Source organism: Geothrix oryzisoli (assembly GCF_022808865.1).
Lineage (GTDB): Bacteria > Acidobacteriota > Holophagae > Holophagales > Holophagaceae > Geothrix > Geothrix oryzisoli.
In genome coordinates this window covers 288,233-311,903 of sequence record NZ_JAKZLB010000001.1, presented here as the reverse complement: position 1 = coordinate 311,903, position 23,671 = coordinate 288,233, and the positions used below count along the sequence as shown (strand labels likewise).

Annotated in this window: 23 protein-coding genes; 20 read left to right on the top strand and 3 right to left on the bottom strand. The window is 69.3% G+C overall.

The window, feature by feature from the left end:
* The first annotated feature begins 20 nt into the window (after nt 1-20).
* The 7 genes from bshC to ftsW are packed head-to-tail and all read left to right on the top strand — an operon-like array spanning nt 21 to nt 8,135.
* Nucleotides 21-1,196, top strand: a complete 1,176-nt coding sequence (bshC, locus tag MLE43_RS01350) for a bacillithiol biosynthesis protein BshC (RefSeq protein WP_243300971.1) — start codon at nt 21-23, stop codon at nt 1,194-1,196.
* Nucleotides 1,193-1,912, top strand: a complete 720-nt coding sequence (gene bshB1, locus MLE43_RS01345) for a bacillithiol biosynthesis deacetylase BshB1 (protein WP_243300969.1) — start codon at nt 1,193-1,195, stop codon at nt 1,910-1,912. Before bshC ends, bshB1 begins: the two co-directional genes overlap by 4 nt.
* Nucleotides 1,909-2,928 carry a tRNA lysidine(34) synthetase TilS gene (gene tilS / locus MLE43_RS01340; protein WP_243300967.1) on the top strand — a complete coding sequence of 340 codons (1,020 nt, stop codon included), beginning with the start codon at nt 1,909-1,911 and terminating at the stop codon, nt 2,926-2,928. The genes bshB1 and tilS overlap by 4 nt, the downstream gene beginning before the upstream one ends.
* Before the next feature lie 4 nt (nt 2,929-2,932).
* Entirely contained in the window at nt 2,933-4,864 is a 1,932-nt protein-coding gene (ftsH, locus tag MLE43_RS01335; RefSeq protein WP_420843147.1) for an ATP-dependent zinc metalloprotease FtsH, read from the top strand.
* Nucleotides 4,861-5,679: a dihydropteroate synthase gene (folP, locus tag MLE43_RS01330; RefSeq protein ID WP_243300966.1), complete on the top strand. Its 819-nt coding sequence runs from the start codon at nt 4,861-4,863 to the stop codon at nt 5,677-5,679. Before ftsH ends, folP begins: the two co-directional genes overlap by 4 nt.
* A 9-nt stretch (nt 5,680-5,688) precedes the next feature.
* Nucleotides 5,689-7,008, top strand: a complete 1,320-nt coding sequence (locus MLE43_RS01325; protein WP_243300965.1) for a phosphohexomutase domain-containing protein — start codon at nt 5,689-5,691, stop codon at nt 7,006-7,008.
* A gap of 8 nt (nt 7,009-7,016) precedes the next feature.
* A complete protein-coding gene (ftsW, locus tag MLE43_RS01320; RefSeq protein WP_243300964.1) occupies nt 7,017-8,135 on the top strand; it encodes a putative lipid II flippase FtsW in 1,119 nt (372 codons plus the stop codon).
* Here the strand turns inward: ftsW and MLE43_RS01315 are convergent.
* Entirely contained in the window at nt 8,127-9,167 is a 1,041-nt protein-coding gene (locus tag MLE43_RS01315) for a TIGR03936 family radical SAM-associated protein (RefSeq protein WP_243300957.1), read from the bottom strand. The two genes, ftsW and MLE43_RS01315, sit on opposite strands and share 9 nt — an antisense overlap.
* 386 nt (nt 9,168-9,553) lie before the next feature.
* Between MLE43_RS01315 and MLE43_RS01310 the strand changes: the two genes are divergently transcribed.
* The gene (locus tag MLE43_RS01310) at nt 9,554-10,264 is read left to right on the top strand and encodes a lipopolysaccharide kinase InaA family protein (RefSeq protein ID WP_243300953.1); all 711 of its coding nucleotides are present in this window, start codon (nt 9,554-9,556) and stop codon (nt 10,262-10,264) included.
* Here the strand turns inward: MLE43_RS01310 and MLE43_RS01305 are convergent.
* On the bottom strand, nt 10,239-10,817 hold the full coding sequence (locus tag MLE43_RS01305; protein ID WP_243300952.1) for a peptidylprolyl isomerase: 579 nt from the start codon (nt 10,815-10,817) through the stop codon (nt 10,239-10,241). The two genes, MLE43_RS01310 and MLE43_RS01305, sit on opposite strands and share 26 nt — an antisense overlap.
* Before the next feature lie 139 nt (nt 10,818-10,956).
* Between MLE43_RS01305 and MLE43_RS01300 the strand changes: the two genes are divergently transcribed.
* The 6 genes from MLE43_RS01300 (at nt 10,957) to MLE43_RS01275 (ending at nt 17,791) form a co-directional block, all read left to right on the top strand.
* The gene (locus MLE43_RS01300; RefSeq protein ID WP_243300951.1) at nt 10,957-11,418 is read left to right on the top strand and encodes a (2Fe-2S)-binding protein; all 462 of its coding nucleotides are present in this window, start codon (nt 10,957-10,959) and stop codon (nt 11,416-11,418) included.
* The gene (locus tag MLE43_RS01295; protein WP_243300949.1) at nt 11,415-13,562 is read left to right on the top strand and encodes a xanthine dehydrogenase family protein molybdopterin-binding subunit; all 2,148 of its coding nucleotides are present in this window, start codon (nt 11,415-11,417) and stop codon (nt 13,560-13,562) included. The genes MLE43_RS01300 and MLE43_RS01295 overlap by 4 nt, the downstream gene beginning before the upstream one ends.
* 72 nt (nt 13,563-13,634) lie before the next feature.
* Complete coding sequence (locus MLE43_RS01290) at nt 13,635-14,108, top strand: (2Fe-2S)-binding protein (RefSeq protein ID WP_243300946.1); 474 nt, start codon at nt 13,635-13,637, stop codon at nt 14,106-14,108.
* Entirely contained in the window at nt 14,105-16,255 is a 2,151-nt protein-coding gene (locus tag MLE43_RS01285) for a xanthine dehydrogenase family protein molybdopterin-binding subunit (protein WP_243300945.1), read from the top strand. Before MLE43_RS01290 ends, MLE43_RS01285 begins: the two co-directional genes overlap by 4 nt.
* Before the next feature lie 7 nt (nt 16,256-16,262).
* The gene (locus tag MLE43_RS01280; protein ID WP_243300943.1) at nt 16,263-17,240 is read left to right on the top strand and encodes an XdhC family protein; all 978 of its coding nucleotides are present in this window, start codon (nt 16,263-16,265) and stop codon (nt 17,238-17,240) included.
* A complete protein-coding gene (locus tag MLE43_RS01275) occupies nt 17,237-17,791 on the top strand; it encodes a nucleotidyltransferase family protein (RefSeq protein ID WP_243300942.1) in 555 nt (184 codons plus the stop codon). The genes MLE43_RS01280 and MLE43_RS01275 overlap by 4 nt, the downstream gene beginning before the upstream one ends.
* Before the next feature lie 71 nt (nt 17,792-17,862).
* On the opposite strand, the gene MLE43_RS01270 is transcribed toward MLE43_RS01275, so the two are convergent.
* Nucleotides 17,863-18,261 (bottom strand): winged helix-turn-helix transcriptional regulator, encoded by a 399-nt coding sequence (locus MLE43_RS01270; protein WP_243300941.1) that lies wholly within the window; start codon nt 18,259-18,261, stop codon nt 17,863-17,865.
* A 105-nt stretch (nt 18,262-18,366) separates the two neighbouring features.
* Between MLE43_RS01270 and MLE43_RS01265 the strand changes: the two genes are divergently transcribed.
* The 6 genes from MLE43_RS01265 (at nt 18,367) to hutU (ending at nt 23,618) form a co-directional block, all read left to right on the top strand.
* A complete protein-coding gene (locus MLE43_RS01265; protein WP_243300940.1) occupies nt 18,367-18,918 on the top strand; it encodes a flavodoxin family protein in 552 nt (183 codons plus the stop codon).
* Between the two features lie 75 nt (nt 18,919-18,993).
* Nucleotides 18,994-19,314 carry a thioredoxin gene (trxA, locus tag MLE43_RS01260; protein ID WP_243300937.1) on the top strand — a complete coding sequence of 107 codons (321 nt, stop codon included), beginning with the start codon at nt 18,994-18,996 and terminating at the stop codon, nt 19,312-19,314.
* A gap of 32 nt (nt 19,315-19,346) precedes the next feature.
* Nucleotides 19,347-19,997 carry an NAD(P)H-dependent oxidoreductase gene (locus tag MLE43_RS01255; protein ID WP_243300935.1) on the top strand — a complete coding sequence of 217 codons (651 nt, stop codon included), beginning with the start codon at nt 19,347-19,349 and terminating at the stop codon, nt 19,995-19,997.
* Nucleotides 19,998-20,028: 31 nt separating this feature from the next.
* The gene (locus tag MLE43_RS01250) at nt 20,029-21,018 is read left to right on the top strand and encodes an aldo/keto reductase (RefSeq protein WP_243300933.1); all 990 of its coding nucleotides are present in this window, start codon (nt 20,029-20,031) and stop codon (nt 21,016-21,018) included.
* A 23-nt stretch (nt 21,019-21,041) separates the two neighbouring features.
* On the top strand, nt 21,042-21,902 hold the full coding sequence (locus MLE43_RS01245; RefSeq protein ID WP_243300931.1) for an MBL fold metallo-hydrolase: 861 nt from the start codon (nt 21,042-21,044) through the stop codon (nt 21,900-21,902).
* Nucleotides 21,903-21,953: 51 nt separating this feature from the next.
* The gene (gene hutU / locus MLE43_RS01240) at nt 21,954-23,618 is read left to right on the top strand and encodes a urocanate hydratase (protein WP_243300929.1); all 1,665 of its coding nucleotides are present in this window, start codon (nt 21,954-21,956) and stop codon (nt 23,616-23,618) included.
* Nucleotides 23,619-23,671 lie beyond the last annotated feature (53 nt).

Sequence of the window (23,671 nt, the reverse complement as noted above, 5' to 3'; positions counted from 1 at the left end):
TGGCCCCCCGAGGGCCGGCCATGAACGCCCGGAAGCCCGTGGTCGCCACGGGACAGCAGATCGGGGCCGGCTGGAGCCCAGCCCTTTCCGTGGCCAAGGCCCTGGCCGCCCTGGCGGAGGCCCGCCGGACGGGGGCCGAGGCGGTCTACTGGCTGGCGGACGAGGACCACGACCGCGCCGAAGTGGCCTCCGTGGTGGGATGGCGGGCGGGCCGGCTGGCCGCGCATCGCTTCCGGTTCGACGCACGGGCCGGGACCGCCACCGGCTGGCTGCCGTGGCTGCCGGGCCACCAGGCCGAGGCCACCACCCTGTGGGGCACCCTGCCCGAACCCCAGGAGCCCACCCTTCGCGGCCATGCCCTGGCCCTGGGCCAGCCGCTCTGGGAGCGTGGCCTGCGTCCTTTCTCGCCCACCGATCCGGCGGTCCGGGAGCCCATCCAGGGCGAGCTGGAACGTTGGCGGGGCCTGGATCTCGAAGCGCTCATGATGCGGCAGGCAGACCGGCTGGAGGCCGAAGGCGCTCCGCTCCCCCTCGATCCACGGGTACAGGCGGCCTGGTTCTCACTCGATCCCCGCACCGGGCTCCGGCGGCGTCTGGACCGGGGGGCTCCGCTTCCCGCAGGCTGCTGGCTGAGCCCCGGCGCGGCCGTCCGGCCCCTGATGCAGTCCCTGCTGCTGCCCGTCGCCGCCGTGGTGCTGGGGCCCTCCGAACGGGCCTACTGGCGCCTCTGTGAACCGCTCTGGGACCAGGTGGGGCTCGCCGCACCGAAGCTCCTGCCGAGGCCCAGCGTCTATGTCGTGCCTCAGGGATTCCAGGTTTCCGCCGGACAGCTCGATGCGTTGCGCCTGGGGGCCTGGGACCGCCTGGCCGCATGGTCCGGCCCGCTGCCCACCACCCGCTTCCAGGCAGTGGTGCCGGATCCCGCCTGGCCGGAACCGCTGCAGCTGCGGTTCCAGCGGGAGCAGGCCCGCACCAGGCAACGGCTGGCCAAGCTGGACCATCGCCTGCACCGGGAGGCGGCGGCCAGGCTGGTGGGCAGCGACCCCGAACGGCTCCGCCAGCTGCTCTTCCCCTTCGGCCGGCCCCAGGAGCGTGTGGTGCCAGGCCTTCCCTGGCTCCGCAACGGCGCCCTGCTCGACCGCATCCTGGACCGCATGGACGGTGCCACCCCCGTGATCCTGGTGGAGGAACCATGAGCCACGACTTCGACCTCCTCGCCCTCGGAGCGCATCCGGATGATGTGGAAGTCCATGTCGGCGGCCTCCTCGCCCTGGCTTCGGACCGCGGGATGAAGGCCGGCATCCTGGACCTCACCAGCGGCGACCTCGGCACCCGCGGCACCGCGGAGACGCGCCGCACCGAGGCGCAAGCGGCTGCGCGCATCCTGGGCGTGCCCCGGCTCGTCCTCGATTTTCCCGATGGGCGCTTCACCGAGGAGGAGGCCTACCGACTGCGCCTGATGGCCGAGATCCGTCGGCTCAGGCCCCGGGTGCTGATCGTGCCAGCCCCGGACGACCGCCATCCCGACCACCGCCGTGCCCATCGCCTGGCCCGGGAGGCCGCCTACTACGCCGGCCTGAAGAACTACCCCTGCGAAGGGTCCCCCTGGCGCCCCGAAGCCACCGCCTGGGTCGGTGGCGAGAATCCCGGCCCGCCGGACTTGCTGGTGGATGTGAGCGCCGTGTGGGAGCGGCGCATGGCCGCCTTCGATGCCTTCGGCAGCCAGTTCAACCAGGATGCTGCCCAGCCCGTCACGCGCATCGCCCACCCGGCCTTCCGGCGCGGCGTCCTGGGCCGGGCCATGCATTGGGGTTCCCTCCACATGTGCGACTGGGCCGAGGCCCTGTGGTGCGAGCGGCCGGTCCCCCCGGCCCTGATCGAGCTCGTGGGCCGCCTGAACGCGCCGGCATGAACCGCTTCGAGTCCGACCTCCTCGCGCAGATCCAGCGCCGGGGCGATGGCGTCACGGGCCGCGTGCTGGTGGCCTGCTCGGGCGGGGGGGATTCCGTCGCCCTGCTGGCCCTGCTCTGGGCACTGCGGAAGAGCCTGGACCTGGAGCTGAGCGTCGCCCATGCGGACCACGGCCTGCGGCCGGAGGCCGCGGAAGATGCGGCCTTCGTGCGGCAGCTCTGCCGCGCGCTGGACCTGGATCTCGTGGAGGCGTCGCTGGGGGTGCGGGCCCATGCCGAAGCCAGCGCCCAGGGGCTGGAGATGGCGGCCCGGGAGCTGCGCTGGGACTGGCTCCGGCAGGAGGCCGAGCAGGCCGGCGCCGGCAGCGTGGCTACGGGGCACACCCTGGACGATCACACGGAGACGGTGTTCCTGCGGCTGGCCCGGGGCGGCGGCCTCGGCTGCCTCCACCCCCTCGCGCCCCGGCAGGGCCTGCGCTGGTCGCCCCTGGCAGAGATCCGCCGGGCGGACCTGCGCACCTACCTGGCGTCGCGGAACCTTCCCTGGCGGGAGGATGCCAGCAACGCTGAGCCCTTCACGGCGCGGAACCGGTGGCGGCCGATTCTCGAGACGCTCCGGCGGGAAGCCCCCGGCCTGGACCGCCACCTGTTCGAGACTCACCTCCAGGCGGGGGAGGCCGAACACCTGGCCAGGACACTGGTCGCCGGATGGGAAGGCACCCGTTGGTCCGTCGCGGAGGGGAAAATCCGCCTCCGGCGTGAATCCTGGCTGGAACCGGAGCTGCGCTGGACCCTGGAATCCGCCTTCCGCCGCCTTGGCTGGCCCCGGGAAGCCGCCCTGTTGCGGGACCTGGCACCCTGGCTCGCCAGGCGCCTCACGAGTGGCCGCAAACCATCTTCGTGGGGGAATTTCCACCTGGAGCCTGAACCAGATGGCGGGTATCTGCATCTAAGGTTCAGCTGCCTTCCCGGGCCTAGTACACTGGAGGGCCACCTGGGCAAGTGCCCCAAGGAGTGACCCTTTGAATTCCATGATGAAGAGCGTGCTGGTCTGGCTGGGCATCATCGCCCTCTTGGTGCTGGCCTTCCGCCAGATCCCCCAGAACAGCCGCCAGATCGAGATCCCCTTCTCGACCTTCTATACCGAAGGTGTGGGAGGCAAGTACAAATCCGTGACCCTGTCGGGCTTCGATGTCGAAGGCACCTACAAGCAGCCCGAGAAGAACGGCAAGACCGGCGAGGTCATCGAGAAGTTCCGCACCGTGGCCCCGCCCATGCAGGACCTGGGCAAGGTCATCCTCAGCTGGAAGACCGAGGGCCAGCTCGATGAGTTCAAGGCCGCGAAGCCCAGCGAGAACAACTTCGCCTATGTGCTGATGTTCTGGGCGCCCCTGCTCGTCTTCGTGGTGCTCTGGTTCGTGTTCATGCGCCAGGCCCAGATGGGCGGCAACAAGGCCCTGAGCTTCGGCAAGGCCCGGGCCAAGGGCCTGTCCAGCAGCGCCAAGCGCGTCACCTTCGCGGATGTCGCCGGCTGCGACGAGGCCAAGGAGGAACTGAAGGAGATCGTGGAGTTCCTGAAGGATCCCGCCAAGTTCGTGAAGCTGGGTGGCAAGATCCCCAAGGGCGTGCTGCTCATGGGCCCTCCGGGGACCGGCAAGACCCTGCTGGCCCGCGCCATCGCCGGCGAGGCAAAGGTGCAGTTCTTCTCCATCTCCGGTTCCGACTTCGTGGAGATGTTCGTGGGCGTGGGCGCCAGCCGCGTGCGTGACCTCTTCGAACAGGCCAAGAAGAGCGCCCCCTGCATCGTGTTCATCGATGAAATCGACGCTGTCGGCCGCCACCGCGGCGCCGGCCTGGGCGGCGGCCACGACGAGCGCGAACAGACCCTGAACCAGCTGCTGGTGGAAATGGACGGCTTCGAGGGCAACGAGGGCGTCATCCTCATCGCCGCCACGAACCGTCCCGATGTGCTCGATCCCGCCCTGCTCCGCCCCGGCCGCTTCGACCGGCGCGTGGTGGTGGACCGCCCCGACGTGAAGGGCCGACACGAGATCCTGAAGGTCCACACCACCGACAAGATCCCCCTCAGCCCCGATGTCGATCTGGAAGTCATCGCCCGCGGCACGCCCGGCTTTGCCGGTGCCGATCTAGCCAATCTCTGCAACGAGGCAGCCCTCACCGCCGCCCGCGGCAGCAAGAAGTGGGTCGAGATGGCCGACTTCGAGAACGCCAAGGACAAGGTCTACATGGGCGCCGAGCGCCGCAGCCTGGTGATGACCGAGGCGGACAAGCGCATCACCGCCTACCACGAGGCCGGCCACACGGTCGTGGCCCACGTGGTGCCGGACAGCGACCCCCTCCACAAGGTCACCATCATCCCCCGCGGCCGGGCCCTGGGCGTCACCTGGCAGCTGCCCGTCACGGACCGCTACAACACCACGCGGGACTACATGGAGAGCCGGATCGCCATCGCCATGGGCGGCCGCATCGCCGAGGAGATCTTCTTCAACCAGCTCAGCACCGGCGCCGCCAACGACATTCAGCAGGCCACCGAGATGGCCCGGTCGATGGTCACGGAGTTCGGCATGAGCGACAAGCTGGGCCCGCTGAACTTCGGCGGGGGCGGCAACCACGAGGTCTTCCTCGGCCGCGACTTCGCCCAGCACCGCGAGATCTCCGAGGACACCGCCCGCCTCATCGACGTCGAGGTGCAGGAGTTCGTCCTCCGGAACTACCGCCGCGCCAAGGCCGCCATCGAGTCCCACCGCGACCAGCTGGTGACCATCGCCGAGGCCCTGCTGGTGCGTGAGACTCTCGATGGCAACGACATCGACATCCTCATGAAGGGTGGCACCCTGCCCCCGCCCAAGGGCGGCGGCTCCCCCACGGCCCCCGCCACGGTGGAGGGACCTTCCACGGATCCCGGCCTGAATCCGGCCCTGAAGCCCGCGTGACCGGAAAGACCTTCGACTGGGGGCCACTCCTGACGGGTGGTCCCCTTTTTCTGGGCATCCTGAACCTGACGCCGGACTCATTCAGTGATGGCGGCCAGTTCGCGGAACCTGCGGCGGCGCTGGTGCAGGCCCGCCAGCTGGTGGCATCCGGCGCCCGGATGCTGGACCTCGGCGCCGAGAGCACCCGCCCCGGGGCCGCCATGGTGGACGCCGCCACGGAGTGGCGCCGCCTCGAGCCGGTCCTGGCGGCGCTGACCGAGGCCCTGCCGCACATTCCGCTCAGCCTGGATACCCGCCACGCGGCGGTGGCGGCGAAGGGTCTCGCAGCCGGCGCCTCCGTCATCAACGATGTGGATGGCTTCACCGAGCCGGCCATGCTGGAGCTCGCCGGGACCTCCTCCTGCGGGCTCATCGCCATGCGCAGCCGCCGGCTGGGTGAGGGCTTCCTCATGCCCACCTATGACGACCCCACGCCGAAGGAAGCGAACTCCGCCCTTGGCGAACTGCTCACCGTGCGGGACCGACTGCGCACCGCCGGCCTCGCCGATGGCCGGGTGCTGCTGGATCCCGGCTTCGGCTTCGGCACCACGTTCCTGGAGGATCTCGCCCTCTGGGAGGCCCTGCCCCGGCTGCCGGAGGCCCTGGCCTGGCCGGCAGACCGCATCTGCATCGGCATCTCCCGCAAGCGGTTCCTGGCCACCCGGGCCGGCACACCGGGTCTCGCCCCGGGCCGGAGGGACGCTCTCACGGCCGCGGCCCATGCGGAAGCGCTGGAATGGGGCTACAGGGTCTTCAGGACGCACGCCATCGGTTAATCTGGCGGCATGAGTCTGCGCTATTTCGGAACCGACGGCATTCGCGGGGTGGCCCTCCGCACTCCCCTCACCCTCGAGGAGGTCTCGCGCTGGGGCGCCGCCTGGGCCCAGGTGGCCCGGGCCGCAGGTGTGAAGCGGCTCGTGATGGGCTGGGATCCGCGCTCCAGTTCCGGTCCCATGTCCGAAGCCTTCATCATGGGCGTGGGGCTGGGTCTCAAAGTGCTGATCCTCGGCATGGCACCCACTCCTGCGGTGGCCTGGACGGTCGCCAAGCTGAGCGCCGAGGGCGAGAAGACCTGGGGCCTCATGATCTCCGCCAGCCACAATCCGCCCGAGGATAACGGCCTCAAGGGCTTCAACGAACTGGGCGAGAAGCTGGAAGAGGATCAGGAACGCGCCATCGAGACCGCCTTCGACGCCCTTCCCGAACCCACCACCATTTCGGTACCGGCCGCCCATCTGGACCTTCAGCCCTACCTGGCCCACCTCGGCGGCATCGACCTGCCTGCGGATTTCGGCGTGGTGATCGACTGCGCCCACGGCGCCACGGCCGAGACCGCCCAGGAACTCTTCCGAGGTGCCGGCATCCACTGGATCGGCGTCCCTCCCGATGGCCCCTCCATCAACGTGGGTGTGGGCTCCACCCACCTCAATGCCCTGTCCGCGGCCGTGGTTGCGCGAGGGGCCCAGCTGGGCATCGCCTTCGACGGCGACGGGGATCGCTGCCTGCTGGTGGATGGCCAGGGCGATCTCGTGGATGGCGACCAGATGATGTGGCTCCTGGCCCAGGACCGCCAGGCCTGCGGAGACGCCCCTCCGGGCGTCGTGGGCACCGTGATGACCAACGGCGGCCTGGCTCAGGCCCTGGCTCAGGCGGGCATCCCCTTCGTCCGCACGCCTGTGGGCGACAAGTTCCTGCTGAGGGAGATGGCGCGCCGTGGCTGGGACCTCGCCGCCGAGGCCTCGGGGCATCTCATCCAGAAGCGGGTGGGCCCGAGCGGTGATGGCATGGCCGCCGCGCTCGGCATCCTGCGTGCCCTCCTGCACCGGCCAGCCAACCGGCGCTGGGCCTGGACCTTCCGGCCCTGGCCCCAGCGTCTGGTGAACGTGGTCGCCCGCGACCGCCGGCCCGTGGAAGCCTGCCTGGACCTGGTCTCCGCCATGGCCGCCATCGATGCCCGCTGGGGCGATGGGGTACGCCAGGTCATCCGCTGGTCCGGCACGGAACCCAAGCTCCGCCTCATGGTGGAGGCCCAGGAGTCTGCCTGGGTGGACCAGGCGCTCCTCGAGCTTGAAGCGGCCGCCCGCCGCGACCTGGCCCTGGCCTAGGATCAGACATGGCGCCCGATGTCCGCCGCCCCGTGGATCGCTGGCTGGTGTTTTTCGCACTGGCCCTGGTCGCCGTCGGCATGGTGTGGATCTACTCTGCCTCCGCCATCAAGGCCTCCCAGAACCACGCGGCCGCCACGGCCTTCCTGACCCGCCAGCTCCTGGGCGGCGCCATCGGCATCGCCTGCATGCTGGCGCTCTCCCAGGTGGATCTGGCGCCCCTCCAGGACCACTCGCGCCCCATCCAGATCACCTACGGGGTCCTGGTGGTGCTCCTGGCGGCGGTCCTCCTGTTCGGGCCCAAGGTCAACGGCGCCCACCGCTGGATCCGCCTGGGCGCCATGAGCCTCCAGCCCTCGGAGCTGTTCAAGCCCCTGTCCGTCCTCATCGCCGCCGGGTGGATGGTGCGCTACCGCGAAGCCTGGACCAGCCATCGCGATGCCCTGCCCAAGCTGCTGGGCCTGGCCGGCCTCATGTCGGTGCCCCTGGCCCTCATCCTGCGGGAGCCTGATTTCGGAACCTCCTTCCTCATCGTCTTCGTGACGCTGATGGTGGTGTTCCTCGGCGGCGCGCCCAAATGGATCTTCGCAGTGGCGATTCCCGTGCTGGGCGCTCTGGGGACGGCCTTCGTGGTGCTCTCGCCCTACCGCCTGGCCCGGGTGACCAGCTTCCTGAACCCCGCCGCGGATCCCCTCGGCAAGGGCCACCAGGCCCTCCAGAGCCTTGTGGCCGTGGGCAACGGCGGCTTCATGGGCGTCGGCCTGGGAGGCGGCAAGCAGAAGCTCTTCTTCCTGCCCGAGGCGCACACGGATTTCATCTATGCGGTGATCGCCGAGGAGGCCGGCCTGATCGGGACCGTGGCGATCCTCGCGCTCTTCATCGCGATCCTGTGGCGGGGCTACCGCATCGCCCGCCGCGTGAGCGATACCTATCTCAAGCTCTGCGCCATGGGCTTCGTGCTGCTCCTGGTGGTGCAGGCCCTGATGAACATGAGCGTGGTGCTGTCCCTGGCGCCCAACAAGGGCATCCCCCTGCCCTTCATCTCCTTCGGCCCCAACAGCCTCATTGCGAGCCTGATCTGCCTGGGCCTGCTGCTGGCCATCAGCAAGGAAGCGGGCTCAGCCTAGGCGCAGGGGTTCCTCGTCATCCTCATCGACCAGGGTGATGTTCGAGCCGCCGCTGAGCAGCACCGCATCCTCGTACATGTTCCGGAGCTTGGGTTCGAAGCGCTCCGCCTGGGCGAGGCGCGGGTCGGCCCGCAGGTCCAGGGACAGGCGCAGGAGCCCTCTGAGGTCCGCCGGCTCGAGGCCCAGGATGGCGGCATGGATTTTCAGGGGGTTGCCCGGTTCGGAGCTCCCTGTCCGCGTCGTGCTGAAGAGGGTGGCCCCATCCCAGCGCAGCTCCGTCACCAGGGGCCGCAGGTCCACCTGCTTGATCTCCTTGCGCCCCTCGACCCGGCCGCCCTTCTCCCAGAGCCATTCCGCGGAAGCCAGAAAAGCCGCGGTGCGGCGGGCGGCTTCCGGGACCTGGGCTTCGGGACAGATCCAGCGCCAATGGGAGGCTTCCGCCAGTTCCCCGAGGGGTGAGGCGTAGGGCGCCAGGACATCCCAGCTCTGAATCCGCAGCCCGGCCGGAAGGCGCTCGTTCAGCCGGGTCATCACCGCTCCGGGCGTCTCGACCGGCTCCACCCGGAACACTGCCTCCGCCCATTCCGCCAGACCCCCGGCTCCTGCGGGCAGCGGCAGTTCCAGGCGGAGCAAGGGCCTGGGGCGCTTGCCGAAATCCAGGGCCAGCCTCAACCCCTCGAGGCGGAAGGCCTGGAGCAGGATCGCGTGCACATCCCCTTCGTCGAGGTCCAGGGCCTCCCCCTCTTTCGCATAGCCCAGCCGTACGGTGGCCCGTCGGCTGTCCAGCTGCCAGGACGCCTCGCGCCGGGCCATCGCCTTGGCCGCAAGCGGTGCCAGGAGGGCAGCCGTCTGTTTCGCGACAGTCGCTTCCGCAGCCCGGCGTTCGGCACGGATCAGGCTGGCCCCCTCCTCCACAAGCCCCTCCGAGGCCAGCGACTGAACGAGCTCGGCAGGCTCCGCCTGCGCCCCCGCGAGGGCACGGCGGAGCCTCTGGAGCGAAGCAGGTTCGCGGCTTTCGGCTCCCTGTTCCATGGCCGCCAGAAGGCCCGCAAGCCGGGCTTGCCGGGCCAGGGCTTCAGCGGGAATCAAGGAATGACGAGCGGGTGCGTCCACTCTCCCAGGATAGTGAGGCTGGCTCGCGCGTGCCGATGAAACCCCACTGGGTAGGCGTGCAGAAATCGAGAAAAAATTTTCCGCTTTACCGAAACACCGCCGGGGGATTTCCACATCCGCTGTGGGAAGCGGGTGTGCAATCCGGGAGAATTCCTTCCAGCGCAAGCCACTTGGGTCCGTGCTGATTTTTGGTGGCAGGTTCCCCTCACGAAACGACAGTTGACAGGTGTCGCCGGGCTCGTTCCGGCAGCGCGCCGGATACAGCCTTTGCCTTCCTGGGCCGGACCCGCCAAGCTGGAAGCCACATGATCCATGACCCCTACATCGTTCCTCCGCTGCCCGCATCCTGGCCTTACGAGCCGGGCAGGCCGCTCCGGCCGCTGGGCTGTCGCGTGAACCTCGACCTGCCGGGCTTCGGCTCGGGCTGGCGGGTCTGTACGCCCGGAGGTCAGCTCATCGCAGGTGAGGCCGTTCCCCTGGAAGGAGCCTTCGGTCGCGGCGGCATCCTCCGGGTCGGCGACCTGGTGCTGCGCCCCTATCGCCGAGGCGGGTTGCTGCGCCACCTCAATGAGCGGACCTACCGGACCCACCTCCGCTTCGCCGCGGAACATGCGGTCCATCGCGGCCTCTGGGAGGCCGGGTTCCCCACCGTGGAACCCCTCGGCTACGCCTGGCGCCCCAACGGGCTGGGCGTGGAGGGGGTGCTGTTCACCCGGCTCGCCGAAGGCGAAGCCTGGCCACGCCGCTGGGACCTCAGCAGGGAGCGTGCCACGGACATCCGCCAGGCCATCACCTCGCTCTGCGACTGGGGCCTGTGGTCGCCCGACCTGAACGCCACCAACATCCTGCTGCCGCCCCAGGGCGGTGCCCTGATCCTCGATTGGGACCGGGCCCGCTTCATGCTCAACGGAACGGATCTCTGGCCCCGCTACCGCCAGCGCCTTGAACGCAGCCTCCGCAAGCTGGGTGCGCCAACGGAGGCCATGGCCGTCACTGGATCTGCACCGCTTCCCTGATGATCACCGCCTTCACGGGCAGGTTGAGGAAGTCGCTCCGCTTGTTGCTGGTCTTGACGGCCTTGATGCGGTCCACCACATCCATGCCTTTCACGACCCGGCCGAACACGCAGTAGCCCCAGGTCTTGTCATTGGCCTTGCTCTTGAAGTCCAGCGCGGGATTGTCGACCACATTGATGAAGAACTCCGCGGCCGCACTGTGGGGGTCGGGGGTCCGCGCCATGGCCACCGTGCCGCGCTTGTTCCTCAGGCCTGCGGCCAGCGCACGGTCCGCCTCGTTGGGGATGGAGCCATCCGTGCGCTTCTTCCCGAGGTAGTCCACATACCCGCCGCCCTGGATCATGAAGCCGGGGATGACCCGATGGAAGATGGTGCCGTTGTACTGCCCCTTCTTCACATACTTCAGGAAGTTCTCCACCGTCCGCGGAGCCGCCTGGGGCTCCAACTCCATCACGATGACACCCATCGAGGTCGTGAGCTTCACCTGGGGCTTGGTCCCGGCGCCCAGGGCGACGGCGGCGAAGGACATAAGGAGGGCGATCAGAGGTCGCATCAGAAGCTCCAGGGGGGTCCTCCCAGGATAGCGCCTCGGCGCCCTCCTGGGCGCGCTGGCCCCTGGCCCGGGCATTGTGGAAGCAGCCGGGAGAGGCGTAGGGTGGAACCCTCGTCACACGATATTTGCGAGGGTCGTCATGCCCACCTACCAGCTCACCGTGAACGGCCGCGGCCGCACCGTGGAGGCCGACGCCGACACGCCGCTTCTCTGGGTCCTCCGCGACACCCTGGGGCTCACCGGTACCAAGTTCGGCTGCGGCCAGGGCGTCTGCGGTGCCTGCACCATCCACCTCGATGGCCAGGCTGTGAAGTCCTGCCAGACCAGCCTCAAAGAGGCTGCGGGACATGCCGTCGTCACGGTCGAGGGCCTGTCCAGGGACGGCTCCCACCCGGTGCAGAAGGCCTGGATCGCCGAGGATGTGGCCCAGTGCGGCTACTGCCAGCCCGGAATGATCATGAGCGCGGCGGCTCTGTTGAAGCACAAGGCGCATCCCACGGACCACGACATCGATGAGGCCTTCGCTGACCATGTCTGCCGCTGCGGCACCTATCCCCGCATCCGCAAAGCCGTGAAACGTGCCGCCGGGGGTGTGAAATGACCAGCCGTCGCGAGTTCCTGAAAGTCACCGGCGCCGCCGGGACAGGCCTGATGCTGGGCCTGTATCTGGAGGCCAAGCCCCGTCCCGGTGAGATGCCCCCGGCCGCCTTCCAGCCCAATGCCTTCCTGGCCATCCGGCCCGATGGCACCGCCCGGATCACCGTGCCCAAGGCCGAGATGGGCCAGGGCGTGCGCACGGCCCTGCCCCTGGCGCTGGCCGAGGAGCTGGACCTGGACTGGGCCAAGATCGAGGTGGTGAACGCCCAGCCCGGGCCCGACTTCAAGGCCATGCAGACCGGCGGCAGCACCAGCGTAAGCACCACCTGGGATGCGCTCCGCCGCGCCGGGGCCACGGCCCGGGAGATGCTCAAGGCCGCCGCCGCCGCGCAGTGGAAGGTGAGCCCCGCGCAGTGCCGCACGGAACAGGGCTTCGTCCTGGGCCCGGACGGCAGGAAGCTCGGCTATGGCGCTCTGGCGGAAGCCGCCGCCAAACAGCCTGTACCCAAGGAGGCGCCCCTCAAGAAGCCTGCGGACTACCGCCTGGTCGGCAAGCGGACCCCCCGTTTCGACGGCCCCGCCATCGTCACGGGCAAGGCGATCTTCGGTCTCGACGTGCGCCGGCCCGGCCAGCGCTTTGCCGCCGTGCTGCGCTGCGCCGTGGTCGGAGGGCAGCCGAAGGCCTGGGACGAAGCCAAGGCCAAAGCCGTGAAGGGCGTGAAGGCCGTGGTGAAGGTGCCCACCGGCCTGGCCGTCATCGCCGACAGCACCTGGGCCGCCTTCAAGGGCCGGGACGCCCTCGCCGCCACCACGGCCTGGGAAGAGGGGGCCGCGCGGGCATTCAACTCTGCGGGACTCGAGGCGAAGATGCGGACCGCCCTCACCGGACCCGCCGACGACGCCCGGCGTGAAGGGGATGCCGGCAAGGCCCTGAAGGCCGCAGCCAAGGTCCTCGAGGCGGAATACAGCTTCCCGTACCAGGCTCACGCCACCGTGGAACCCATGAACGCGACGGCCGCGGTGAGTGCAACGGGCGCCGAGATGTGGGTGGGCAGCCAGTCCGCGAACCGGGCCCACGAGCGGGCCGCCGCAGCCCTGGGGCTCAAACCCGAGCAGCTCAAGGTGACGGTGCCGCTGATCGGCGGCGGCTTCGGCCGCCGGCTCGGCACGGACTTCAGCACCGAGGCCGCCCAGGTGGCCAAGGCCGCCGGTGGCGGGCCCGTTCAGGTGGTGTGGGACCGGGAGGATGACCTCCGCCACGACCTCCATCACCCGGCCACCTTGCACCACCTGCGGGCCGGCCTCGACGCCGCCGGCACCCTGACGGCCTGGGCCCACCGCATCGCGGGCCCGGCCGTCCTCCGATCCTGGATCGGCGGGCAGAAGGCACCGTCCCAGGCGGCCACGGAAACCAACGGCGCCTACGACATCCCCTACGCCATCCCCGCCATCGCCGTGGACTTCGCGGAGGTGGACGCTCCCACACCGCTGGGCTGGTGGCGCGGCATCCAGGTCGTGCCCAATGTCTTCGCCCGGGAATGCTTCCTCGACGAGGTGGCCCACACCCTGGGCCGGGATCCCCTCCAGTTCCGCCTCGACCTTCTGAGCGATCGGGGCAAGGTCAAGTTCGGCCGCGACGAGGCCGACATCCGGCGCCTGAAGAAGGTGCTGGAGGTGGCCGCCGCCAAGGCCGGCTGGGGCCGGAAGCTGCCCGCGGGCCATGGCCTTGGCCTTGCCTGCCACGCCTATGACGGCCGCACCTACGCCGCCGAGGTGGCCGAGGTCTCCGTCCTGAAGGGCCAGCTCAAGATCCACAAGGTGACCTGCGCCGTGGACTGCGGCCTGGCCGTGAACCCGGCGGGACTCGAGGCGCAGGTGGAAGGCGGCATCGCCTTCGGCCTGTCGGCCCTCTTCAGTCAGATCACCTGGGAGAAGGGAAGCACCGTGCAGACCGGCTACCACGACTTCCCGGTGCTCCGGATGGCGGACATGCCCCTCATCGAGACCCACGTGATCCCCAGCCCGGAGGCGCCCTCCGGCATGGGCGAGCCGCCCGTTCCCGTCGCCATCCCCGCGGTCCTCAACGCGGTCTTCGCGGCCACGGGCAAGCGGATCCGCAAACTTCCTCTTGATCAACAATTGGCCTGATTTTTCTAGCCAGCACCCAGTCTTCACATCGAGCGTAGGATGATGGGGCCCATCCATAACGGGAGGTGCCCCATGGCGGCGTTCACCCTATCGGTCAATGGCCAGTCCCACACGGTCGAAGCCCCCCCGGACATGCCCCTGCTGTGGGTCCTGCGGGACCGGCTCCAGCTGACCGGCACCAAGTTCGGGTGCGGGCAGGGCCTCTGCGGAGCCTGCACCGTTCACTTGGCCGGCGCGCCCACACGGTCCTGCGTGACGCCGGTGAGCGCCGTCGGCACTCAGCGCATCACCACCATCGAGGGCCTGGACCCCCACGGCGCCCATCCCCTGCAGCGGGCCTGGATCGAGACGGACGTCGCCCAGTGCGGGTACTGCCAGACGGGCCAGATCATGACGGCGGCGGCCCTGCTGGCCAAGCATCCCAAGCCCACGGATCGCGACATCGATGCGGCCATGGGCGAGAACGTCTGCCGCTGCGGGACCTACCTCCGAATCCGGGAGGCCATCCACCGGGCGGCGGGCCAGCGGAAGGGGGTGACGCCATGAGCACCACCCGGCGCGATTTCCTCAAGACCACCGGCAGCCTCACCTTGGCCTTCTGCCTGCCCCTGGAACTGAAGGGGGCTGCGGCCCAGGCCCCTGAACCGGCATTCCAGCCCAACGGCATGCTGCGCATCGACCCCGACGGCTCCGTCACCATCTGGGCCACGCGCACGGAGATGGGCCAGGGCGTCCGCACCAGCATGTCCATGGTCGTCGCGGAAGAGCTCGAAGCGGACTGGTCCAAGGTGAAGGTCCTCCAGGCCTCCACCGCGCCGAGATTCGGCGACCTCGGCGTCACCGGCGGCAGCCAGACCACCCTGTCCACGACCATGGCCCTGCGGAAAGTGGGCGCCCAGGCCCGGGAGATGCTCCTCCAGGCGGCTGCCGACACCTGGGGCGTGGCCAAGGCCGAGTGCGTCGCGCGCGAGGGCCAGATCCGGCATGCCTCCACGAAGCGGAATCTCGCCTATGGCGACCTGGTGGCCCGGGCGGGCCGGCTCACCCCTCCGCCGGAGCCGCCCCTGAAGGCGCCCAAGGACTTCCGGATCCTCGGCAAGGATGCTCGGCGTGTGGATGGGCCCGACCTCGTCACCGGCCGCGCCCAGTTCGCCACGGACCTCCACCTGCCGGGCATGCTGGTGGCCAGCATCGAGCGCTGCCCGGTGTTCGGCGGGAAGGTGAAGTCCTTCGACGCCTCGGCCGCCCTGAAGGTGCCCGGCGTGAAGCAGGTGCTGGAGGTGTCCAGCGGCGTGGCGGTGTTCGCCGAGGACACCTGGGCGGCCTTCGCCGGCCGCGAGGCGCTGAAGGTGCAGTGGGATGAGGGACCGGCCGCCAAGGTGGACAGCGCCGCCCTCCGCCGGCAGTTCGAAGCGCGGCTCAAGACGCCGGGCAAGGTGGTGCGGCAGGAGGGCGATGCCGCCCAGGCCCTGCCCAAGGCAGCCAAGCGGATCAAGGCCACCTATGACGCGCCCTTTCTCGCCCACGCCACCATGGAGCCCATGGTGGCCGTGGCGGACGTGAAGCCGGGCCGCTGCATGATCTGGGCGCCCACCCAGGCTCCGGGCATGGCCCTGCCCGCCGTCGAGAAGATCACGGGCCTGAAGGCCGATCAGATCGAGATCCAGGTCACCCTGGCGGGAGGCGGTTTCGGCCGCCGGGCCATGGCGGATTTCATCGCGGATGCTGTCGAGTGCTCGAAGGCGGTTGGAGCACCTGTGAAGGCGCAGTGGACACGGCCCGACGATTTCCAGCACGACGGCTATCGCCCGGCGACGCTCCACGAGCTGGAGGCGGGCCTGGACGCCCAGGGCCGCCCCGTGGCCTGGAGGCACCGGTTCGTGGGGCCCTCCATCGCCGCATCCAACCACTTCCCATGGCCCCCTGAGGCCACGGAGCTGGCGGGCGCCGCCGATCTCGCCTACGCCATCCCGAACCTGCACGTGGAGTGGGGGCAGAGCGACACGCCGGTGCCCATCTGGTTCTGGCGTGCCGTCCCCGCGAGCTTCAACCCCTTCGTCACCGAGTCGTTCCTGGACGAGCTGGCCCACGCGGCTGGAAAGGATCCCCTCGACTTCCGCCTCGCGAACCTCCCCAAGGGCCCGAAGAAGCTGGGCAAGGACACCTTCGATCCCGCCCGCTATCGCGCCGTGCTCAAGCTGGCCGCGGCCAAGGCCGGGTGGCGGACCCGCAAGCTGCCCAAGGGCTGGGGCCGGGGCATCGCGGCCCACGCCTACCTGGACTGTGGTACCTACGTGGCGCAAGTCGCAGAAGTGGAGGCCAAGGCCGGCGGCGGCATCCGTGTCCACCGCGTGGTCTGCGCGGTGGACTGCGGCATGGTGCTCAATCCGGGAAACGTGAAGGCCCAGATGGAGGGTGGCATCGCCTTCGGCCTCAGCGCCGCCCTCTACGACGAGATCACGCTCAAGGATGGCCGCGTGACCGCCGACAGTTTCTCGGACCACCCGATCCTCCTGCTCCCGTCCATGCCCAAGGTGGAGGTCCATATCGTGCCCAGCGATCTGCCGCCCGGCGGCGTGGGCGAGCCGGGCCTGCCGCCCCTGGCCCCCGCCGTGGCCAACGCGGTCTTCGCCGCCACCGGCAAGCGCCTGCGCAGCCTGCCGCTCCTCCCGCCAGCGCTGCGCAAGGCATAATCTCCTCATGCACAAGGAACTCCAGGACATCCTCGGCCTGCTCCGGGGTCATGAAGCTCGTCTGGCCCTGGCCACACTGCTACGCGTCGAAGGCTCCAGCTACCGCCGGCCCGGCTCCCGCCTGCTCACCGATGGGGAGCAGGTGCTCCGCGGTTCCCTCAGCGGCGGCTGCCTCGAAGGCGAGGTGCTTGGAAGGGCCAAGGAGGTGCTGGCCGATGGCCTTCCGCGTCTGCTCCGGTACGACCTCCGGGGCGAGGCTGATCTGGTCTGGGGCAGCGGCAGCGGCTGCGAGGGCGTCCTCGACATTCTGGTGGAGCGGCTGGATCCCGCCGCACCCCCGGCCTGGGTGGCCTGGTCCGAGGAGGTGCTGCGCGATCGCCACCCCCTGCGCCTGGCGACCTCGCTGAAAGACGGCTTCCCCTGCCGCCGCCTGCGGGAGAGTGAAGCTCCAGGCGATGAGGAGATCCTGGAGATCATCCCCCCACCGATCTCCCTGTGGATCCTGGGCGCCAGCGACGACAGCCGCCCCCTGGTCCACCTGGCCAAGGGGCTCGGATGGAAGGTGGGCCTGCTGGACCACCGGCCCGCCTTCGCCCGGGCGGAGCGCTTCCCCGAGGCGGACCGCGTCCTCTCGGGCCATCCCGTCCAGCGGGTGCCTGAGCTGGGGCTGGACCGCCGCAGCGCGGTGGTGCTCATGACCCACAACTACCTGAAGGACCTTGAGGCTCTGCGCCTGCTGGGAGAATCCGGGGCCGGGTATTTCGGCCTCATGGGCAGCCGGGCCCGGAGCGCGAAGATGGTGGCGGAGCTGGCCGTGGAAGGCATCCACTTGGGAGACCGCCTGCACAGCCCCGTGGGGCTGGACCTGGGCGCCGAGGACCCCGAGACCATCGCCCTGGCCGTGCTGGCGGAGATCCAGGCCAGCTTCCAGGACCGGGCGGGAGGTCCTCTGCGGGCGGCCCGCACACCGGTGTCCGCCCCGTGATCGCGGCCGTCATCCTGGCGGCGGGGGCGGGGCGTCGCATGGGCGGCCCCAAAGCCCTCCTGCGCCTGGACGGCGAGACCCTGCTGCGCCGCGCCGCCCGGGCGGCCCTGGGTGCCGGCTGCAGCCCCGTGGTCGCCGTGATCGGGACCTGGGACCCCGGCCTTGCCGGCCTGGAGGTCCAGACGGTGTTCAACCCCGAAGCCCAGGAGGGCATGGCCAGCTCCATCCGCCTGGGCGTCGCGGCCCTGGGGCCGGCCGTGGAAGCGGCCCTGCTTCTGACGGTGGACCAGCCCGCCGTGGATGCCACCCTGCTCGGAGGCCTGCTGGCCCTGGCCGCGGTCGATCCCGAGCGCCCCGCAGCCTGCGCCTATGCGGACACCCTCGGCATTCCCGCCGTGCTGCCACGGCGCCTCTTCCCGGAACTGCTGACGCTGCGCGGGGACCGCGGCGCCAAGGGCCTCCTCCTGCGCGAGGGGGCCGCGGCCCTGCCCTTCCCGGCCGGTGCCGACGACCTGGACGCGCCTGGGGACCTGGACGCCATCAGGCGCTGAGGGCGGGCTCGCCCGGCCGAAGCGCGGGGGCCCAGGGGGACATCGCGAGCAGGCGGTCCCCCCGGACCCTATCAGGCGCTGAGAGGGGGCTTCTTCTGCAGGTGGTCGTAGCGCTTGCGGGCCTGCTCCAGCTCTGACAAGTGCGTGCCCGCCCATTCGCAGAGCGCGCCCAGGGGCCCGATGAGCGTGTGGCCCAGCTTGGTCAGTTCGTATTCCGTGCGGGGCGGCACCTCGGGATAGACGTGGCGGGTGACCAGGCCGTCCCGCTCCAGCTTGCGCAGGGTCTGCGTGAGCATCTTCTGGCTGATGCCGCCCACCTGGCGGTGGAGGTCGCCGTAGCGCTGCTTCCCTTTCGACAACAGGTAGATCAGCAGGGTCGTCCACTTGTCGGCGATGAGATCCAGCGCCTGGCGGGTTGGACACTGGGCGCTGAGGACATTGGGAGCCAGCGTGCAGGCTTTACGAACCATTGGGTGCCTACCTTCCAAAATAGTGCCTACTTTCTTTTTGATCGTAAGCACCTAAAGTTTGGACCACGGGCGAAACGAATGCAAGCCCCCGAAAAGGAGTCAAGGATGACCCAGATTTCCATCGTGTTCCACAGCGGCTACGGCCACACCAAGGTGGTCGCCGAAAGCGTGAAGGCCGGCGCCGAGACCATCCCCGGGGTCAAGGCCCTGCTCATTCCCGTCGAGGAGATTGACGCCCATTGGGGGGACCTCGAGGCCTCGGATGCCATCGTCTTCGGCAGCCCCACCTACATGGGCAACGTCAGCGGCCCCTTCAAGACCTTCATGGATGCCAGCTCCAAGCCCTGGTTCGAGCGGAAGTGGAAGGACAAGCTGGCGGCCGGCTTCACGATCAGCGGCAGCCCCAGCGGCGACAAGCTGAACACCCTCCAGTCCCTGATGATCTTCGCCATGCAGCACGGCATGGTCTGGATCGGCAATGCCGAGATGCCTGGCAATGAGGAGGGCATCAACCGCCTCGGCAGTTTCACCGGCCTCATGGCCCAGGCGGGCCAGGTGGCCCCGGATGTCGAGCCCAACCTGGCCGACCGCAGGAGCGCCGAGCTGCTGGGCGAACGCATCGCCTCCGCCACGACCCGGTGGGCCAAGGGGGCCTGAGGCCCTGTTGAGATTGTCATGACCGGAAACCCTTCCAGATCCGTTAACCTGGAAGGGTTTCGCAGGAGCCACCGAATGTCCGACCTCATCTCGCACCTCACCGACCAGACCTTCGCCCAGGCTGTGGCCCATGGCTACACCGTGGTGGATTTCTGGGCTCCCTGGTGCGCGCCCTGCCGCGAATTGGCTCCCATCACCGAGACCCTGGCTGCGGAGTTCAAGGGGAAGATCAGCTTCGCGAAGTTGAACGTGGATGATTTCACCCCGCTGTCCGAGCAGTACGACGTCCTCAGCATGCCGACCCTGGTGATCTTCAAGGATGGCGAGCCCCTGGACCGCATCGTGGGTTCCATGCCCATCGACCAGCTGCGGACCCGCATCCAGCAGGCCATCTGAACCCCGTCTTCCATCCGAATTCCGAGGCACTCATGAGCACCATCTCTGGCGAAAGCCTGCTTCAACAACTCCACTGGCGCTACGCCACCAAGAAGTTCGACCCCACGAAGAAGATCTCCGCTGCCGACTGGTCCGTGATCGAGGAGGCCCTCGTCCTCACGCCCTCCAGCTACGGGCTGCAGCCCTGGAAGTTCATCGTCGTCACCGATCCGGCCCTCAAGGCCAAGCTGCGCCCCGCGTCCTGGAACCAGTCCCAGGTGGAGGACTGCAGCCATCTGATCGTCCTCACGGCCAAGCAGGACATCACCGAAGCCGACGTGGACCGCTTTGTGGCCCGCATCGCCGAAGTGCGTGGCGTAGCCATCGACAGCCTGGCCGGCTACAAGGGCTACATGGTGGGCGATCTGGTCAAGGGCGCTCGCCATGCGGTCATTCAGGAATGGGCCGCCCGCCAGACCTACATCGCCCTGGGCAACCTCATGACTTCCGCCGCCCTGCTCGGTGTGGACGCCTGCCCCTTCGAAGGCATCGAGCCCGCGAAATACGATGAGATCCTGGGCCTCAAGGGCACCGGGTACACCACCATCAGCGCCTGCCCCCTGGGCTATCGCGCGGCGGACGACAAGTACGCCGCCACCCCCAAGGTCCGGTTCGAGGCCAAGGACGTCGTCGAGCACCGGTGACCGGAGTTCATACTGAAGCCAGGAGGTCCCCATGCTGACCCGTACGCTCGGAACCCAGGGGCTCACCGTGTCCGCCCTCGGCCTCGGCTGCATGGGCATGTCGGACTTCTACGGCCACCGGGATGATGCCGAATCCACGGCCACGATCCGCCATGCCGTGGATCGTGGCATCAGCTTCTTCGACACGGCCGACATGTACGGCCCTCATGACAACGAGATCCTGCTCGGGAAGGCCCTGGCCGGCGTACGGGACCGTGTGGTGATCGCCACCAAGTTCGGCATCCTGCGGGATCCCAGCAACCCGGCCCTGCGCGGCGTCTGTGGTCGGCCCGACTATGTGCGCAGCGCCTGCGACGGGAGCCTGAAGCGCCTGGGCGTGGACACCATCGACCTCTACTACCAGCACCGCGTGGACCTGGACGTGCCCATCGAGGAGACCGTGGGCGCCATGGCCGACCTCGTGAAAGCGGGCAAGGTCCGGTTCCTGGGCCTCTCCGAAGTCAGTCCCGCCACCCTGCGACGGGCCTTCAAGGTGCATCCCATCAGTGCCGTGCAGTCCGAATATTCGCTCTGGACCCGCGATCCCGAGAACGGACTGCTTCAGGCCTGCCGGGACCTGGGCGTGGGCTTCGTACCCTACAGCCCCCTGGGCCGGGGTTTCCTCACGGGCCAGATCCAGACGTTCGAGGATTTCGAGCCTGGTGACTACCGCCGGAACTCGCCGCGCTTCCAGGGCGAGAACTTCCAGAAGAACCTGGACCTGGTGGCGCGCCTCGGGGACATGGCGGCCGCCCGCGGCTGTGCCCCCGCCCAGCTCGCCCTGGCCTGGGTGCTGGGCCAGGGCGGGGACGTGGTTCCCATCCCCGGCACCAAGCGCCGGGACCGCCTGGACGAGAACCTGGGCGCCCTGGAGCAGGTGCTGTGCCCCGGCGAACTCCAGGAGCTCAGCGGCCTGTTCCCGCCCGGGGCCGCCGCCGGGACGCGCTACCCGGAGTCCGCCATGCACATGGTGAACCGCTGAAGCATCCAAGAGACGGAGGGTTCATGGCCCGCCGAACGGATGCCCACGCCGACAATGCCCCCGGTCCCCTCTTCGTGGACCGGACCTGCATCGACTGTGGAACCTGCTATCAGTTCGCCCCGGGGACCTTCGCGGATGGCGGCGACCATGCGAAGATCCACACCCAGCCTGGCGATCCGGAGTCGAGACGGCTGGCCGCCATGGCCCTGGTGGCCTGCCCCGTGGGCTCCATCGGCACCGACGACAAGGCCGGCCTCCCGGCCGCCGCCCGGGCCTTCCCCCATCCGCTGGCCGAGGATGTCTTCTTCTGCGGCTACACCAGCGAGAAGAGCTTCGGCGCATGGAGCTACCTGATCCGCCGCCCTGGGGGCAATGTGCTGATGGATTCCCCGCGGGCCGCGGAACCGCTCATGAAGAACCTGGAGGCCCTGGGCGGCGTGTCGATGCTGGTGCTCAGCCACCAGGACGACGTGGCGGATCATGTGGCCTACCATGCGCGGTTCGGCTGTGAGCGGATCATGCACCGGGCCGATGGCTTCACGGCCCTGGAGCACCTCGTGGCGGGCGACGCACCCATCCAGCTGGCGGAGGACCTGCTCCTCATCCCCACCCCGGGCCACACGGCCGGGAGCGTCTGCCTGCTCTACCGGGACTTCCTGTTCACCGGCGATCACCTGTGGTGGAACCCGGACCAGGGGCACCTCTCCGCCTCCCGCACCTACAACTGGCACTCCTGGGAGCGGCAGCTTGACAGTCTGGAAAGGCTCCTGGCCTTCGAGTTCACCTGGGTGCTGCCGGGGCATGGGAGCATCCATCACGCGGCTTCCCCGGCCGCCATGCGGGCCGAACTGGAACGGGCCCTGAGGGTGCTCCGGCGTTCTTGATCGCGGTCGATTGGAAGCCGTGGGAAACTAAGGGGTTCCGTCGGAGCCCCCATGACCACCGCATCCGAAGCCCCCATCGTCACTGCGCCCCGTGGCACCCACCTGCACTGCAAGGGCTGGGTCCAGGAGGCGGCGCTGCGCATGCTGATGAACAACCTCGATCCCGAGGTGGCCGAACGGCCCGAGGACCTGGTGGTCTATGGCGGCCTGGGCAAGGCGGCCCGGAACTGGGACTGCTTCCACGCCATCGTGAAAGAGCTGAAGCACCTGAACGATGACGAGACGCTGCTGGTGCAGAGCGGAAAGCCCGTGGGCGTGGTGAAGACCCACCCCGACGCGCCCCGCGTCCTCATCGCCAACTCGAACCTGGTGCCCAAGTGGGCCACATGGGAGCACTTCCGCGAGCTGGATCAGAAGGGCCTGATGATGTACGGCCAGATGACCGCCGGCAGCTGGATCTACATCGGCAGCCAGGGGATCGTGCAGGGCACCTACGAGACCTTCGCCGAGGCCGCCCGCCAGCATTTCAACGGAACGCTGGCCGGCACCTGGACCCTCACGGCGGGCCTCGGCGGCATGGGCGGCGCCCAGCCCCTGTCCGTCACCATGAACGGCGGCGTAGCCCTCTGTGTCGAGGTGGACCAGACCCGCATCCAGAAGCGCCTGGACACCCGCTACCTCGATGAATGGACCGACAACCTGGACACGGCTCTGGCCCTGGTGCAGCAGTATGTGGATGCCCACGAGGCCCGGAGCATCGGCCTGCTGGGCAACGCCGCGGAGATCCTGCCCGAGATCCTCAAGCGCGGCTTCCAGCCCGACCTCGTGACCGACCAGACCAGCGCCCACGACGAGTACAACGGCTACATCCCGACCGGCCTCACCCTCGAGCAGGCTGCGGTGATGCGGAAGGAGCAGCCCGAGGCCTACGTGCAGCGGGCCCTGGCCTCCATGCGGACCCACGTCGAGGCCATGGTCGAGTTCCAGCGCCGCGGAGCCGTCACCTTCGACTACGGCAACAACATCCGGGCCCAGGCCAAGCGCGCGGGCTTCGAGAACGCCTTCGCCTTCCCCGGCTTCGTGCCCGCCTTCATCCGGCCCCTCTTCTGCAAGGGCATCGGCCCCTTCCGCTGGGCGGCCCTCTCCGGCGACCCCGAGGACATCGCAGTGACCGACGCCGCCATGATGGAGCTGTTCCCCCAGAACGAGGGCATGATCCGCTGGCTGAAGGCCGCCAAGGAGAAGATCGCCTTCCAGGGTCTGCCCGCCCGCATCTGCTGGATCGGCGCCGGTGAGCGCCACCTGGCGGGCCTCAAGTTCAACGAGCTGGTCCGCACCGGCAAGGTCAAGGCCCCCATCGTCATCGGCCGCGACCACCTGGACAGCGGCAGCGTGGCCAGCCCCAACCGCGAGACCGAAGCCATGAAGGACGGCTCCGATGCCGTCTCTGACTGGCCGCTGCTGAATGCCATGACCGCCGTGGGTGGCGGTGCCTCCTGGGTGAGCTTCCACCACGGCGGCGGTGTGGGCATGGGCTTCAGCCAGCACAGCGGCGTCGTCATCGTGGCCGACGGCACTGAGCGCGCCGACCGCTGCATCGCCCGGGTGCTCTGGAACGATCCCGCCATGGGCGTCTTCCGCCACGCCGACGCGGGCTACGAATCCGCCCGCGAGCACGCCGAGGCCATCGGCCTGCACATCCCCATGAAGGGCTGACGCCACTGGATCAGCGGGTGCCTCACATCCTGCGGTAAGCTGGCGGATCTCCC

Bases quoted from the DNA above. Each gene is read 5' to 3' on its own strand.
- bshC (WP_243300971.1), top strand. From the start codon at position 21: ATGAACGCCCGGAAGCCCGTGGTCGCCACGGGACAGCAGATCGGGGCC.
- bshB1 (WP_243300969.1), top strand. From the start codon at position 1,193: ATGAGCCACGACTTCGACCTCCTCGCCCTCGGAGCGCATCCGGATGAT.
- tilS (WP_243300967.1), top strand. From the start codon at position 1,909: ATGAACCGCTTCGAGTCCGACCTCCTCGCGCAGATCCAGCGCCGGGGC.
- MLE43_RS01325 (WP_243300965.1), top strand. From the start codon at position 5,689: ATGAGTCTGCGCTATTTCGGAACCGACGGCATTCGCGGGGTGGCCCTC.
- ftsW (WP_243300964.1), top strand. From the start codon at position 7,017: ATGGCGCCCGATGTCCGCCGCCCCGTGGATCGCTGGCTGGTGTTTTTC.
- MLE43_RS01315 (WP_243300957.1), bottom strand. From the start codon at position 9,167: ATGGAACAGGGAGCCGAAAGCCGCGAACCTGCTTCGCTCCAGAGGCTC.
- MLE43_RS01310 (WP_243300953.1), top strand. From the start codon at position 9,554: ATGATCCATGACCCCTACATCGTTCCTCCGCTGCCCGCATCCTGGCCT.
- MLE43_RS01305 (WP_243300952.1), bottom strand. From the start codon at position 10,817: ATGCGACCTCTGATCGCCCTCCTTATGTCCTTCGCCGCCGTCGCCCTG.
- MLE43_RS01300 (WP_243300951.1), top strand. From the start codon at position 10,957: ATGCCCACCTACCAGCTCACCGTGAACGGCCGCGGCCGCACCGTGGAG.
- MLE43_RS01295 (WP_243300949.1), top strand. From the start codon at position 11,415: ATGACCAGCCGTCGCGAGTTCCTGAAAGTCACCGGCGCCGCCGGGACA.
- MLE43_RS01290 (WP_243300946.1), top strand. From the start codon at position 13,635: ATGGCGGCGTTCACCCTATCGGTCAATGGCCAGTCCCACACGGTCGAA.
- MLE43_RS01285 (WP_243300945.1), top strand. From the start codon at position 14,105: ATGAGCACCACCCGGCGCGATTTCCTCAAGACCACCGGCAGCCTCACC.
- MLE43_RS01280 (WP_243300943.1), top strand. From the start codon at position 16,263: ATGCACAAGGAACTCCAGGACATCCTCGGCCTGCTCCGGGGTCATGAA.
- MLE43_RS01270 (WP_243300941.1), bottom strand. From the start codon at position 18,261: ATGGTTCGTAAAGCCTGCACGCTGGCTCCCAATGTCCTCAGCGCCCAG.
- MLE43_RS01265 (WP_243300940.1), top strand. From the start codon at position 18,367: ATGACCCAGATTTCCATCGTGTTCCACAGCGGCTACGGCCACACCAAG.
- trxA (WP_243300937.1), top strand. From the start codon at position 18,994: ATGTCCGACCTCATCTCGCACCTCACCGACCAGACCTTCGCCCAGGCT.
- MLE43_RS01255 (WP_243300935.1), top strand. From the start codon at position 19,347: ATGAGCACCATCTCTGGCGAAAGCCTGCTTCAACAACTCCACTGGCGC.
- MLE43_RS01250 (WP_243300933.1), top strand. From the start codon at position 20,029: ATGCTGACCCGTACGCTCGGAACCCAGGGGCTCACCGTGTCCGCCCTC.
- MLE43_RS01245 (WP_243300931.1), top strand. From the start codon at position 21,042: ATGGCCCGCCGAACGGATGCCCACGCCGACAATGCCCCCGGTCCCCTC.
- hutU (WP_243300929.1), top strand. From the start codon at position 21,954: ATGACCACCGCATCCGAAGCCCCCATCGTCACTGCGCCCCGTGGCACC.